This window comes from Pseudomonas sp. D8002 (genome assembly GCF_013385695.1).
In the GTDB taxonomy this organism is placed as follows: domain Bacteria; phylum Pseudomonadota; class Gammaproteobacteria; order Pseudomonadales; family Pseudomonadaceae; genus Aquipseudomonas.
The window spans coordinates 374,332-388,109 of the sequence record NZ_JACAPM010000024.1; the positions used below are offsets into that span (position 1 = coordinate 374,332).

Sequence of the window (13,778 nt, forward strand, 5' to 3'; positions counted from 1 at the left end):
TTGTTACGAGAAGCTGTTACCAGTTGTAAGCAACTTTACCGTAATAGAACGCGCCGCTGTAACCGTACGGCGAAAAAGTGCTATATGCCAAATTGCCACCACTGCTGGCGTAGGCATTGAGTTTTTCCGGGTATTTGTCGGTGACGTTGTCGCCGCCAACGGTGAAGGTCCAGTTTTTCAGCTTGTAGTCGGCTGACAGGTCCAACAGCCAGGCGGCCTTGAAGCTCTGGTCGTTGGTCGGGTCGGCCTGGTAGCTGGTGAATGAACCATAGCGCACCAAATTACTGTGCAGCGCCCAGTTGCCGAAACTCAGGTCGTTGCCCAGGCTCAGCTTGTGCTGTGGCGTGGTATCGCCCAGCAGGCCGATGCGCTCGCGACGGTCCACCCGAACCAGGCTCGCGCCCAGGCTATCCAGTACGGACGGGTTGGCTTTTACGTCGGTGACCTTGGTGTGGTTGTAGTTGTAGCCCACGGTGCTGTTCCAGCGCACACCGTTGTCCAGTTGGTAGCGATAGTTGGCCACCAGGTCGACGCCATTGGTGGTGGTGTCGGTGGCGTTGGTGAAGTAGCGCACCGTGGTGTAGTTGATGTTGCCCACGCCATTGGCCTGCAGATACGCGAGCGCAGCCGGGTTCTTGCTCAGGTCCAGGTTGGAGGACAGGCTGATGCGGTCGCTGATGTCGATACGGTAGACATCGGCGGTCACGGTCAGGTTGTCGGTCGGCTCCAGCACCAGGCCGAGACTGTAGTTGCGGGACTTCTCGGCTTTCAGGTCTTCAGCGCCGAGCAGGCGCGCCACCTGGCTGTTGGCCGGGAAGGTGCCGGCTTCCTGGATGGTGTTGCCGATCAGTTGCGACGAGGTGTAGGCGAAGTTTTGCTGGGCCAGGGACGGCGCACGGAAACCGTTGGATACACTGCCGCGCAAGGCCACTTGCGGGGTGAAGTCGTAGCGCGCCGAGAGCGAGCCGCTGACGTTGGAACCAAAATCACTGTAGTCCTCGTGGCGCACGGCGGCGGAGGCACTGAGTTTTTCGGTGAAGTTGGTTTCCAGGTCCAGGTACTGCGCCCAGTTGTGGCGTGTGCTGGTGCCGGCGTCGGAATCACGGAAGCCGCCCAGGCCCGAGCTGCCGGTCTGGTAGTAGGACGCCGGGTCGCCCGCCTTGATCTGGTAACCCTGGTCCAGGTATTCGCCGCCAAACGCCACCGACACTGGATACGGCAACCAGCCCAGGCTGAATTCCCGCGACAGGTCCAGGCTGAGTTGCTTCTGGTCATTGACCAACGTGCCGTTGTCGAATTTGCGCGGCGTGGCCAGGCCCAGCGAGGTGTTGATGGTTTCGGTACCGATCTGGTACTGGTTCTTGCCGTAGTTGACCGACACATCGTAGTGCCAGTCATAGGCCAACAAGCCGCGCAGGCCGACCGCCAGGGACGTGTCTTCCACGTCACCGCGAATCAACGGCAGGTAACCATTGGGGTTGAGCGCAGGAATGTTGTTGCTCGCGTTACTGGCCCGGTAGAACGCCGCCGTCTCGCCGCGGGTCTTGCTGTAGCCGCCAAACGCATAGAACTCGGCCGCATCGCTGAAGGAATATTCCGAGTTGAGAAACAGCTTGCCCTGGTCAGTGGCCGGCTCGCCCTGGCGGAACACCCGCTGGCCGTAGGTCGTCGAACCAACGCTGCCCGGACGCAGGTCCTTGCCGGCGCGGTTGGTGTAATCGTTGTCGGCACCTTCGGCAGAGATGTTGATAAACCCGCTATCGCCCAGCGCCACACCGGTGTTGCCGCTGAGGTTGCGCTGGATACCGTCGCCCTTTTTGTACTCACCAAACTTGCTGGTGATCGAGCCGCCGTGGTCGTCATGCTTGAGGATCACGTTGATCACCCCGGCAATCGCATCGGAGCCGTAGCGGGCCGATGCGCCGTCACGCAGCACCTCGATATGGTCGACCGCCGACAACGGGATCGCATTCAAATCCGCCGGCGCCGAGCCACGCCCAACCGCACCGCCGAGATTGACGAAGGCACTGGTGTGGCGGCGCTTGCCGTTGACCAGCACCAACACCTGGTCCGGTGACAGGCCACGCAGCTGCGCCGGGCGCACCAGTTCGGCACCGTCTACCAGGCTCGGGCGTGGAAAGTTGATGGAAGGAATCAATCGGGCCAACACCGCGCCCAACTCATCAGAGCCGGTGCTGCGCAAGGTGTCGCCGGAAATCACATCGATAGGTGACAACGAGGCACTGGCGGTGCGCTCTTGGGCGCGGGTGCCGGTGACAATGACTGTATCTAGTTTGGGTACATCGGCAGTGGCCGTTTCGGCGGATGCCACTGGACTGAATCCCACAGCGGTCAGCAAATTAGCCGACAAAATCGCCGTGTACAGCAGGTGCTGCTTGTTGCTCCCCATACCGCTCCCCTTGGAATCAAAAGCCAGAACGTCAATGCTCTGAGCTCGTACGATCGATCCGTGTGGCGGACGGTGGCGGTCATTTATTGGTTATTGGCAGAAAGTCGGTAGTCCGTTGGCATATAGCTTAATGATATTTATGTAACAAATTAAATACCTTTAAAGAATAAGCGAATGCATAAGCCCAGGCCGCTCCGCTCATCAGGATTGGCTGCCTCAATCCCTGTAGTTTCAGCGCAGGTTCAGCCTGGGGGCACGCTGAGCCTTCAAAATAGGCGCCTGTCACGACCCACCTGGCCGCCAACCGAATCGACTACCGAGGTCACTCCATGAAATACCGACTGCCCAGCCTGTTGTTCCTGGCACAGGCCACCACCGCCCTGGCGGCGGAAGTGCCGACCCAGGACGAAAAAGGCTTCTGGTATGCCCAGACGAGCGTCTACACCCGGCATTTTGCGCCGGACAAGGACCACAACAACAACCAGGACCTGATCGGCCTGGAGCGCAATGAAGCGTCAGGCCTGGTGTATGGCGGGGCGACGTTTCGCAACTCGTTCAGCCAGCGTTCGTACTACGCCTATGCCGGCAAACGCTACGACATGCCCGATTACCCGGTGTACTTGAAGCTGACAGGGGGTTTGATCCAGGGCTATCGCGGCAAGTACCGCGACAAGATTCCGCTGAATGGACTGGGGGTAGCGCCGGTGATCATCCCCTCGGTGGGCACCCACTACGGGCCGGTCGCCGCCGAGCTGGTGTTGCTCGGGTTCAATGCGGCGATGGTGACCACGGGCGTTCGTTTCTGATCGAGCCGCTTAAAGGCTTCTGTGGCGAGGGAGCTTGCTCCCGCTGGGTCGCGAAGCGGCCCCTGAAGTTCATGCGGTCTTTCAGGTAGAACACAGCGACTGTTTCGGGGCTGCTGCGCAGCCCAGCGGGAGCAAGCTTCCTCGCCACACGTTAAGGGCGGGGTGCGTAGGCAAATACGTCAGCACGCATCTGGTGTGCATCCATGCCGGCCTCGACCAGCGCATCCAGGGTGCCGTAGATCATCGCCGGTGAACCGCTGGCGTAGACATGCACGGCCTTGAGGTCGCTGATGTCTTCGCACACCGCTTCATGCAACAGCCCGCAGCGCCCTTCCCAGCCACACAGGTCGCTGACCACTTTGTGCAGGAACAGGTTGGGCAGTTGCAGCCACTGGTCCCAGTGCTCGATGTCGTAGAAATCCTCGGGGCGACGCACACCCCAGTAAAGATGCACCGGGTGCTTGAAGCCACTGGCGCGACAGTGTTCGATCAGGCTATGCATCTGGGCCATTCCGGTGCCGGCGGCAATCAGCACCAGCGGCCCGTCGGGCAGTTCCGCCAGGTGGGTGTCGCCAAACGGCATTTCGATGCGGGCCATCTGGTTGCGCTGCAACTGCTCCAGCAGGCTGCGGGCGCTGTCTTCCCGGGCCAGCACGTGCAATTCCAGCTCGCGCCCGGCGTGGGGCGCCGAGGCCAGGGAGAACGCCGACTTCTCGCCGTTTTCCCGCTCAATCATCAGGTACTGCCCGGCGTGGTAGCGCACCGCCTTGCCGGCCGGAGCCCGCAGGCGCACGCGCCAGACGTCACCGCCCACTTCAACGCATTCACTCAGTTGGCAAGACAGTTTGCGCACCGGCAATTCTCCCGGCGCCAGCACGCCATCCCACAACACAATGCAATCTTCCAGCGGTTCGGCAATGCAGGTATAGAACTCGCCATGGTCACGCACCTCACCGGCTTGCTGCACCCGGCCTTCCACCAGCAGCGCCGCGCACACGTGGCACACGCCATTGCGGCAGGCCTGGGGGCAATCGTAGCCCAGGCGGCGCGCGCCCTCGAGGATCCGCTCGCCGGGCGTCAGTTCAAGTACCGCACCGGAAGGCTGCAGGGTTACACGCATCAATCTATTCCTAATTCTTTCCAGAGCGCATCGACACGGGCAGTGACCGCTTCGTCCTTGACGATCACGCGGCCCCATTCGCGGGTGGTTTCACCCGGCCATTTATGGGTGGCGTCCAGGCCCATTTTCGAGCCGAGGCCCGATACCGGGGAAGCAAAGTCGAGGTAGTCGATCGGCGTATTGTCGATCATCACCGTGTCGCGCTTGGGGTCCATGCGCGTGGTGATGGCCCAGATCACGTCGTTCCAGTCCCGGGCGTTGATGTCGTCGTCGGTGACAATAACGAACTTGGTGTACATGAACTGTCGCAAAAACGACCACACACCCAGCATTACCCGCTTGGCGTGGCCGGGGTACGACTTCTTCATCGTCACGATGGCCATGCGATACGAGCAGCCTTCGGGCGGCAGGTAGAAGTCAGTGATTTCCGGAAACTGCTTTTGCAGGATCGGCACAAACACTTCGTTCAACGCCACGCCGAGGATCGCCGGCTCATCCGGCGGGCGGCCGGTGTAGGTGCTGTGGTAGATCGGCTTGATCCGGTGGGTGATGCGCTCGACGGTGAACACCGGGAAGCTGTCGACTTCGTTGTAGTAGCCGGTGTGGTCGCCGTAGGGGCCTTCATCGGCCATCTCGCCCGGGTGAATCACGCCTTCGAGGATGATTTCGGCGGTGGCCGGCACTTGCAGGTCGTTACCGCGGCATTTCACCAGCTCAGTGCGATTGCCGCGCAACAGGCCCGCGAAAGCGTACTCGGACAGGCTGTCGGGCACCGGCGTGACGGCGCCGAGGATGGTCGCCGGGTCGGCGCCCAGGGCCACGGAAACAGGGAATGGCTGGCCGGGGTGCTTTTCGCACCACTCACGGAAATCCAGGGCGCCGCCACGGTGGCTCAGCCAGCGCATGATGACCTTGTTGCGGCCGATCACTTGCTGACGGTAGATGCCGAGGTTCTGGCGGTCCTTGTTCGGGCCCTTGGTGACGGTCAGGCCCCAGGTGATCAGCGGGCCGACGTCGCCAGGCCAGCAGGTCTGCACGGGGAGCATGCCGAGGTCGACATCCTCGCCTTCGATCACCACTTCCTGGCAAACCGCGTCTTTCACGACCTTGGGGGCCATGGCGATGATCTTGCGGAAGATGGGCAGCTTCGACCAGGCGTCCTTGAGCCCCTTGGGTGGCTCGGGTTCCTTGAGGAAGGCCAGCAGCTTGCCGATCTCGCGCAGTTCGCTGACCGACTCGGCGCCCATGCCAAACGCCACGCGGTCGGGAGTGCCGAACAGGTTGCCGAGCACCGGGATATCAAAGCCCACCGGGTTTTCGAACAGCAGCGCCGGGCCCTTGTTGCGCAAGGTGCGGTCGCAAATCTCAGTCATCTCCAGGACCGGGGAAATCGGCACCTGGATACGTTTCAACTCTCCGCGCTGCTCAAGTTGCTGCACGAAATCCCGAAGATCCTTGAATTTCATTAACCATGCCACCCGTAAAATAGGCGTACATCCTACCTGCTCTTACGGTCGCTGGCAGCTTATTGAGCAGCATTGCCGACGACACAGACTCAAAGAGCCGATGCCTGGGTTTCATTGCGCAAGGCTTTGAACAACGGTTCAAGGAACGCCTCGACATACCGCGAACCAACCGCCGAGAGGTGATTGTCGTCGGTGTACAGCGACTGACCGTCCAGTTCCACGCGACACCAGTCATTCGCACTGCATAACTTGGGCGCCGGATCCATTACCTTTACCCCGGGATCAGCCGCCGCCATGCGCTCGAATACGCTGCTGATATAGGCCTGGCGCTGGAGGTGCTCATCCAGGGGCATGCCTTCTTTGTCGGTGGGCCGGCCGAGCATCGCCAGGCGACTCAGGCGGTAAGGCGGACTGAATTCCTGCAGGGGGACTTCCTTGACCAGCCACACCCGATGACCGCTGGCGCGCAATTGCTGCACAAGGGCGCCCAGACTTTCAGCGAAGCGCCGCTCGGCGAAGGCGCGGTCATAGGTTCCGGTCGCCGGGTCCAGCAACGAAGCCTCGGTATCACCATCGCGCTGCCCATAGACATACAGGCTCCAGCGCGCCACCAGCACCACGTCGCTAAAGGTTTCCTTGCCGAGCAGCTGCGTGACCTGCTGGTTAAAGGTCAAGCAGCCCGGAACGCTTTCCTTGCGATTAAACGGCAGGCAACCGGCATAACCTGCCTGCGTGACGCTGACACCGTACTTGCTGGCGCCGTCTCGCAACGCCGGAACCAGCGCCGTGGCATGGCTATCGCCCCAGACCAGCGCGCGCGTCGGCGCGGACTGAGGCCCGAAATGACAAAATCCATGGTGGCGATTTTTCCCACCATCCACCAGGCAGGCCATAAGGTCCGGGCTCCACTCGCGCGCCTGGGCAAATTGCAGCGCCTCGGGCGACAGGCGCCAAGGCAAGCCCTTCGTCATGACCAGGCCTTTGCCGAGCAGTCCCACCCCAAGCAGCGCGATACCCGCCGCCACCAGGATTTGCTTGCGCCCTGCCAACAGCCGACGTTCACGGAACGGCGCCTCGACAAACCGCCAGGACGCATAACCCAGCACCAGGCTCAACACAAACAGTGCACCAAGCTCCCACGGGCCCAGCCCGTCGACACTGGCGTACTTGCCAAACACGTACACCGGCCAGTGCCACAGGTACCAGGAGTAGGAGATCAGGCCAATCCCCACCAGCAAGCGGCTACCCAGCAGCTTGCTCGTCAGGGTAGTTTGCTGGCCGTTGGCCCAAATCAGGCAGACCACGCCCACCACCGGCAACAGCGCTGCGGCGCCGGGAAACGGCGTGCTCGGGTCATACGCGAAGACCGCCAGCAGGATCAGGCCGAGGCCGGCAAGGCTGAAGGCCTGCGCCAACGCCGGGCTGGCGCGGTACTCGCGTACCGGCATTACCGCCAGCATTGCACCCGCCAACAGCTCCCAGGCACGCATCTGCAGCAGGAAAAAGGCTCGTTCCGGAGCGTGGGCCACCGCCCATGTACTCATGCCGAATGACACCAGCAACAACACGAACAGCGCCGTGCGCCAATATTTGAGCCGGCTCGACAGCAGTGTCAGCAGCAGTGGGAAGAGGATGTAGAACTGTTCTTCAACCGACAATGACCAGGTATGCAGCAATGGTTTGATATCGGAGGCCACATCAAAGTAACCGTCCTGACGCATGAAAAACAGGTTGGAGATAAACACCACCTGGTTATGTATCGAGCGCCCCAACTCGCTGTAATCCTTTGGAGCCAGCAGGAACCAGCCCACCACCAGCGCGCCGAGCATCATCACGAACAGTGCCGGCAGGATACGCCGCGCTCGCCTGGCCCAGAAGCTGACAAAACTGAAACGGCCGGCCTCACGCTCGCGCCAGATGATCGAGGTGATCAAGTAGCCGGAGATCACGAAAAACACGTCGACGCCGACAAAGCCGCCGGTAAAGCCCGGTACACCAAAATGAAACAGCACAACAGCGAGCACAGCTATGGCACGCAGGCCGTCAATGTCCCTGCGATAAGCGAGAATGGTCATAAAATCTTGTAATTTGCCTGATCGGATGGACAGCGAGTGTAGTCACACACGCGAGTTTGTTTCTAAACAGACACACACTAAAGCCAAACCTCCTTTTCCAGAAACAAAAAAAATGGCGCCCCATGGGGCGCCATCCTTTTTGACCGAAGCGTCGTGTTACTTGCGCTTCATCGACAGGAAGAACTCGTCGTTGGTCTTGGTGGTTTTCAGCTTGTCGATCAGGAACTCGATGGCCGCAACTTCGTCCATCGGGTGCAGCAGCTTGCGCAGGATCCACATGCGCTGCAGTTCGTCATCGGCGGTCAGCAACTCTTCGCGGCGCGTGCCGGAACGGTTGATGTTGATGGCCGGGAACACCCGCTTCTCGGCGATACGACGGTCCAAAGGCAGTTCCATGTTGCCGGTACCTTTGAACTCTTCGTAGATCACTTCATCCATCTTCGAACCGGTTTCAACCAGTGCGGTGGCGATGATGGTCAGCGAGCCGCCTTCTTCGATGTTCCGCGCAGCGCCGAAGAAACGTTTCGGTTTCTCCAGGGCGTGGGCATCGACACCACCGGTAAGCACCTTGCCGGAGCTTGGGATCACGGTGTTGTAGGCACGGGCCAGACGGGTGATGGAGTCGAGCAGGATCACCACGTCTTTCTTGTGTTCGACCAGGCGCTTGGCCTTCTCGATCACCATTTCGGCAACCTGCACGTGGCGGGTTGGCGGCTCATCGAACGTCGAGGCAACCACTTCGCCGCGCACGGTGCGCTGCATTTCGGTTACTTCTTCCGGACGCTCATCGATCAGCAACACGATCAGGTGAACTTCAGGGTTATTACGGGCGATGTTCGCTGCGATGTTCTGCAGCATGATGGTCTTGCCGGCTTTCGGCGGGGCCACGATCAGGCCGCGCTGGCCTTTGCCGATCGGGGCACACAGGTCGATGACACGACCGGTCAAGTCTTCGGTGGAACCGTTGCCGGCTTCCATCTTCATGCGCACGGTCGGGAACAGCGGCGTCAGGTTCTCGAAGAGAATCTTGTTTTTCGCGTTCTCGGGACGATCGTAGTTGATCGTGTCGACCTTGAGCAGGGCGAAATAACGCTCGCCTTCCTTTGGAGGGCGGATCTTGCCAACGATGGTGTCACCGGTGCGCAAGTTGAAGCGACGGATCTGGCTCGGCGAGACGTAGATATCGTCTGGGCCGGCGAGATAGGAAGCGTCTGCAGAGCGGAGGAAGCCGAAGCCGTCCTGGAGAATCTCCAGCACGCCATCACCGGAGATTTCCTCGCCGCTTTTCGCGTGCTTTTTCAGCAGGGAGAAAATCACGTCCTGCTTGCGCGAACGGGCCATATTTTCTATGCCCATCTGTTCGGCCAATTCGAGCAGTTCGGTAATCGGCTTTTGCTTGAGTTCAGTCAGATTCATATAGGAATGACGTAATCATTTATGGAGGGGGGGAAATTAAGCTTTTGGCTTAATGAGGCCGCGCCGCAGAGAAGGCGACAGGATCGCGTACTAATCGAAAAGGAGAGCGTCGGCGACGGCTTGCAGGGGGCAGTGGAGAAACCAGTGCGGGGCCGAATGTACCACCTGAGTTTCAGAGCGTCTAGCCCTGTTTCACGAAAAAGCCCCGCAAATTGCGGGGCTTTTTGAGGACGCTTAGATATTGGCGTCGAGGAAAGCTTGCAGCTGGGACTTCGACAGCGCGCCGACCTTGGTGGCCTCGACGTTGCCGTTCTTGAACAGCATCAGGGTCGGGATACCACGCACGCCGTGCTTGGCCGGAGTTTCCTGGTTGTCATCGATGTTCAGCTTGGCAATGGTCAACTTGCCTTCGTAAGTGGTGGCAATGTCGTCCAGGACCGGAGCGATCATTTTGCAAGGACCGCACCACTCAGCCCAGTAGTCAACCAGCACCGGGCCCTGGGCCTTCAGTACTTCGGCCTCGAAGGTCGCGTCGGTGACGTGCTTGATAAGATCGTTGCTCATGGATGTCTCCGGGTTGTAAGCAAAAAAAACGTTGCCCATCATAGCCGCCCTTCCCGCGTTCAGGAAGCTGCAGCTGATTGACTCTTCCTATGATGGCGCATGAGTTTGGGTATAGCCCAACTCATGGGGTTACGGGAGTGATGAAGGCAATCCCTGTACGCAACGCCGCGTTACGCACATGTTCCTGCATGCTTTTCTGCGCCGCCCCGCTGGCGCGTCGGGCCAGGGCACGGAGGACCTTGCGGTGCTCCTGCCAGGTCTCCATGGCCCGCTCCGGCCGGATGAACGGTAGTTTCTGGCTCTCCAGGAACACCTCGGCACTGGCACTGAGGATGCTCACCATCGCCTGATTGCCGCTGGCCAGCAGGATGCGCCGGTGGAATTCGAAGTCCAGCCGGGCGGCTGCCTCGAAATCACCGGCCTTCAGCTCCTTGCGCATCGCCTCGACGTTATCTTCCAGGATGTCCAACTCCCCGGTGGTCAGCGTCACCGCCGCCAGCCCCGCCGCAAAACCTTCCAGGGCGTAGCGCAGTTGAAAGATATCCAGCGGCGTCGCCTGTGCCGTAAACGGCCAGGCCAACCCCGGCAGCTCTTCGGCCGCTTGCACGAACACGCCCTTGCCCGGCTGCACACTTACCACGCCCAAGGCACTGAGGGACGACAAGGCTTCACGCAAAGAGGCCCGGCTCACGCCCAATTGCAGCGCCAGGTCGCGCTGGGAGGGCAACGCATCACCCGGCCCGAAGCCCTCGTCAGCGATCAATTTGCGGATGGCCTGTAGCGCCACTTCCGGTACGGCTTGGGCGATGGAATTCATAAGAAACTCAGGTTTCCAGTCAACTGAGCGGCTAGTTGTAAAGCTATTCGCAGCGCCCGGCAAGCCACGCCCCAAAGGGGCTCGCGCGGTTTTGACGGCGCTCGAAAAGGGTGCAGAAAACCCAGTAACTGTTCAGACCAGTAAGACCGCCAAGACTCAACAGCCACCGGCTCTGGCGCGAAATACGGCGGTGCTGGCATGGGCTGTGCACTGGCAAAAACCGGAAAATCCTTTCGTCCTTTTCGGAGAGTCGCCATGACCAAGCGTTGCAGCGCCCTGCTCACTGCCCTGTTTGCCAGCCTGATGCTGAGCCAGGCGCCCGCCCAGGCCAACGGTCTGGACGATATCGTCGCCCGTGGCACCCTCAAGGTGGCCGTGCCCCAGGATTTCCCGCCGTTCGGCTCGGTCGGCCCGGACATGAAGCCCCGCGGCCTGGACATCGACACCGCAAAGCTTTTGGCCGACCAGCTGAAGGTCAAGCTTGAACTGACCCCGGTCAACAGCACCAACCGCATCCCGTTCCTCACCACCGGCAAGGTCGACCTGGTGATTTCCAGCCTGGGCAAGAACGCCGAGCGCGAGAAGGTCATCGACTTCTCCAAGGCCTACGCGCCCTTCTACCTCGCCGTATTCGGCCCTCCCGATGCGCCGATCAGCACCGTTGACGACCTCAAGGGCAAAACCATCAGCGTGACCCGTGGCGCCATCGAAGACATCGAGCTGACCGCCGTGGCGCCTAAAGAGGCGACGATCAAGCGCTTTGAAGACAACAACTCGACCATCGCCGCCTACCTCGCCGGCCAGGTGGACCTGATCGCCAGCGGCAACGTGGTGATGGTGGCCATCAGCGAACGCAACCCCAAGCGCGTGCCGGCACTGAAAGTGAAGCTCAAGGACTCGCCGGTGTACGTGGGCGTGAACAAGAACGAGCCGGCGCTGCTGGACAAGGTGAACCAGATCCTGGTCGCGGCCAAGGCCGACGGCAGCCTGGAAAAGAATGCATTGCAGTGGCTCAAAGAGCCGCTGCCGGCTGATCTCTGAGCGCGGTAACGAGGGTTAGCCTATGGCCTATCAATTCGACTTTGTGCCGGTCCTGGCCAATACCGATCTGCTGCTGCGCGGCGCGCTGTTCACACTTGAACTGACCGCCATCGGTGCAGTACTGGGCGTGGCGCTGGGAATCGTCGGCGCCGTGGTGCGGGCGTGGAAGATCCAGCCGTTCAGTTGGATCTTCGGCGTGTACGTCGAGTTGATCCGCAACACGCCGTTCCTGGTGCAGTTGTTTTTCATCTTCTTCGGCCTGCCGTCCCTCGGCCTGAAAATCACCGAATGGCAGGCGGCAGTGCTGGCGATGGTGATCAACCTGGGGGCGTACTCCACCGAGATCATCCGCGCCGGGATCCAGGCGATCCCCCGCGGGCAACTGGAAGCGGCGGCCGCGCTGGCGATGACACGTTTCGAGGCGTTCCGCCATGTGGTGTTGCTGCCCGCGCTGGGCAAGGTCTGGCCGGCCCTGAGCAGCCAGATCATCATCGTGATGCTCGGCTCGGCGGTCTGCTCGCAGATCGCCACCGAGGAACTGAGCTTTGCCGCCAACTTTATCCAGTCGCGCAACTTCCGCGCCTTTGAAACCTATGCGCTGACGACCCTGGTCTACCTGTGCATGGCGCTGATGATCCGCCAATTGCTGAACTGGATCGGCCGGCGCTATGTCATGAGGAACGCCCGATGAGTGATTTTTCGTTCTGGGACATCGTGCGCAACCTGCTCACCGGTTTGCAGTGGACCTTGCTGCTGTCGCTGGTGGCGTTCATCGGCGGCGGCGTGATCGGCTTGCTGGTGATGACTATGCGCATCAGCACCAAGGCGTTCCCGCGCAATGTCGCCCGCACCTATATCGAACTGTTCCAGGGCACGCCGCTGTTGATGCAACTGTTCCTGGTGTTCTTCGGCATCGCCTTGCTCGGCGTGGACATTTCGCCCTGGCTGGCGGCGGCGATTGCCTTGACCCTGTTCACCAGCGCCTACCTGGCCGAAATCTGGCGTGGCTGCGTCGACTCCATCGCCCACGGCCAATGGGAGGCGTCCGCGAGCCTGGCCCTGAACCCGCTGGAGCAATTGCGCTACGTGATCCTGCCCCAGGCCCTGCGCATTGCCGTGGCGCCAACCGTGGGTTTCTCGGTGCAAGTGGTCAAGGGCACCGCCGTGACCTCGATCATCGGCTTCACCGAGCTGACCAAGACCGGCGGCATGCTCGCCAACGCTACCTTCGAACCCTTCATGGTCTATGGCCTGGTGGCGCTGGGTTACTTCCTGCTCTGCTACCCCTTGTCCCTCAGTGCGCGCTACCTGGAAAGGAGACTGCATGCCTCTGCTTAGAATTTCCGCCCTGCATAAGTATTACGGCGATCACCACGTCCTCAAGGGCATCGACCTGAGTGTCGAAGAAGGCCAGGTGGTGGCGATCATCGGTCGCAGCGGCTCGGGCAAATCCACCCTGCTGCGCACCCTCAATGGCCTGGAGTCGATCAACGACGGCGTGATCGAGGTCGACGGCGAATACCTCGACGCCGCCCGCGCCGACCTGCGCACCCTGCGGCAGAAAGTCGGCATGGTGTTCCAGCAGTTCAACCTGTTCCCACACCTGACGGTGGGCGAAAACGTCATGCTTGCGCCGCAAGTGGTGCAGAAAGTGCCGAAAGCCAAGGCCGCACAATTGGCGCGACAGATGCTTGAGCGCGTTGGGCTGGGGGAGAAGTTCGACGCGTTCCCCGATCGTTTGTCCGGCGGCCAGCAGCAGCGGGTAGCAATCGCCCGGGCTCTGGCGATGTCGCCCAAAGTGCTGCTGTGCGATGAAATCACCTCGGCCCTGGACCCGGAGCTGGTCAACGAAGTGCTCAGCGTAGTGCGCCAACTGGCCAAGGATGGCATGACACTGATCATGGTCACCCATGAGATGCGTTTTGCCCGGGAAGTGGGTGACAAGCTGGTGTTCATGCACCAGGGCAAGGTGCATGAAGTGGGCGACCCGAAAATCCTGTTTGCCAATCCGCAGACCGCCGAGCTGGCCAACTTCATCGGTTCGGTGGAGCGCACGGACTGAG

At 60.9% G+C, this 13,778-nt stretch carries 12 protein-coding genes; 5 read left to right on the forward strand and 7 right to left on the reverse strand.

Annotation, left to right across the window (positions count from 1 at the left end; genetic code table 11):
* Positions 1-16: 16 nt before the first annotated feature.
* Positions 17-2,410, reverse strand: a complete 2,394-nt coding sequence (locus HX807_RS14625) for a TonB-dependent siderophore receptor (protein WP_177050311.1) — start codon at positions 2,408-2,410, stop codon at positions 17-19.
* A gap of 329 nt (positions 2,411-2,739) precedes the next feature.
* Here HX807_RS14625 and HX807_RS14630 point away from each other — a divergent pair, with 329 nt between their 5' ends.
* A complete protein-coding gene (locus tag HX807_RS14630; RefSeq protein WP_177009072.1) occupies positions 2,740-3,216 on the forward strand; it encodes a sn-glycerol-3-phosphate transporter in 477 nt (158 codons plus the stop codon).
* Between the two features lie 151 nt (positions 3,217-3,367).
* Here the strand turns inward: HX807_RS14630 and HX807_RS14635 are convergent, their stop codons facing one another.
* The 6 genes from HX807_RS14635 to HX807_RS14660 form a co-directional block, all read right to left on the reverse strand.
* Complete coding sequence (locus HX807_RS14635) at positions 3,368-4,336, reverse strand: CDP-6-deoxy-delta-3,4-glucoseen reductase (RefSeq protein WP_003213981.1); 969 nt, start codon at positions 4,334-4,336, stop codon at positions 3,368-3,370.
* Positions 4,336-5,802, reverse strand: coding sequence for a 4-hydroxy-3-polyprenylbenzoate decarboxylase (gene ubiD, locus HX807_RS14640; protein WP_008438879.1), 1,467 nt, complete (start codon positions 5,800-5,802; stop codon positions 4,336-4,338). Before ubiD ends, HX807_RS14635 begins: the two co-directional genes overlap by 1 nt.
* Before the next feature lie 89 nt (positions 5,803-5,891).
* Positions 5,892-7,877 carry an acyltransferase family protein gene (locus tag HX807_RS14645; RefSeq protein WP_177050313.1) on the reverse strand — a complete coding sequence of 662 codons (1,986 nt, stop codon included), beginning with the start codon at positions 7,875-7,877 and terminating at the stop codon, positions 5,892-5,894.
* 156 nt (positions 7,878-8,033) lie between these two features.
* Complete coding sequence (gene rho / locus HX807_RS14650; protein ID WP_008438874.1) at positions 8,034-9,293, reverse strand: transcription termination factor Rho; 1,260 nt, start codon at positions 9,291-9,293, stop codon at positions 8,034-8,036.
* A gap of 234 nt (positions 9,294-9,527) precedes the next feature.
* Positions 9,528-9,857 (reverse strand): thioredoxin TrxA, encoded by a 330-nt coding sequence (gene trxA / locus HX807_RS14655; protein ID WP_003213989.1) that lies wholly within the window; start codon positions 9,855-9,857, stop codon positions 9,528-9,530.
* A 121-nt stretch (positions 9,858-9,978) separates the two neighbouring features.
* Positions 9,979-10,674: a FadR/GntR family transcriptional regulator gene (locus HX807_RS14660; RefSeq protein WP_003213991.1), complete on the reverse strand. Its 696-nt coding sequence runs from the start codon at positions 10,672-10,674 to the stop codon at positions 9,979-9,981.
* Between the two features lie 255 nt (positions 10,675-10,929).
* On the opposite strand from HX807_RS14660, the gene HX807_RS14665 reads away from it, so the two are divergent.
* From HX807_RS14665 to HX807_RS14680, 4 genes are read left to right on the forward strand one after another with little or no spacing between them, the layout of a single operon-like run.
* Complete coding sequence (locus HX807_RS14665) at positions 10,930-11,715, forward strand: transporter substrate-binding domain-containing protein (protein ID WP_003213993.1); 786 nt, start codon at positions 10,930-10,932, stop codon at positions 11,713-11,715.
* 22 nt (positions 11,716-11,737) lie between these two features.
* On the forward strand, positions 11,738-12,406 hold the full coding sequence (locus tag HX807_RS14670) for an amino acid ABC transporter permease (protein ID WP_003213995.1): 669 nt from the start codon (positions 11,738-11,740) through the stop codon (positions 12,404-12,406).
* Entirely contained in the window at positions 12,403-13,053 is a 651-nt protein-coding gene (locus HX807_RS14675; protein ID WP_003213996.1) for an amino acid ABC transporter permease, read from the forward strand. The genes HX807_RS14670 and HX807_RS14675 overlap by 4 nt, the downstream gene beginning before the upstream one ends.
* Complete coding sequence (locus HX807_RS14680; RefSeq protein ID WP_003213999.1) at positions 13,040-13,777, forward strand: amino acid ABC transporter ATP-binding protein; 738 nt, start codon at positions 13,040-13,042, stop codon at positions 13,775-13,777. Before HX807_RS14675 ends, HX807_RS14680 begins: the two co-directional genes overlap by 14 nt.
* Position 13,778 lies beyond the last annotated feature (1 nt).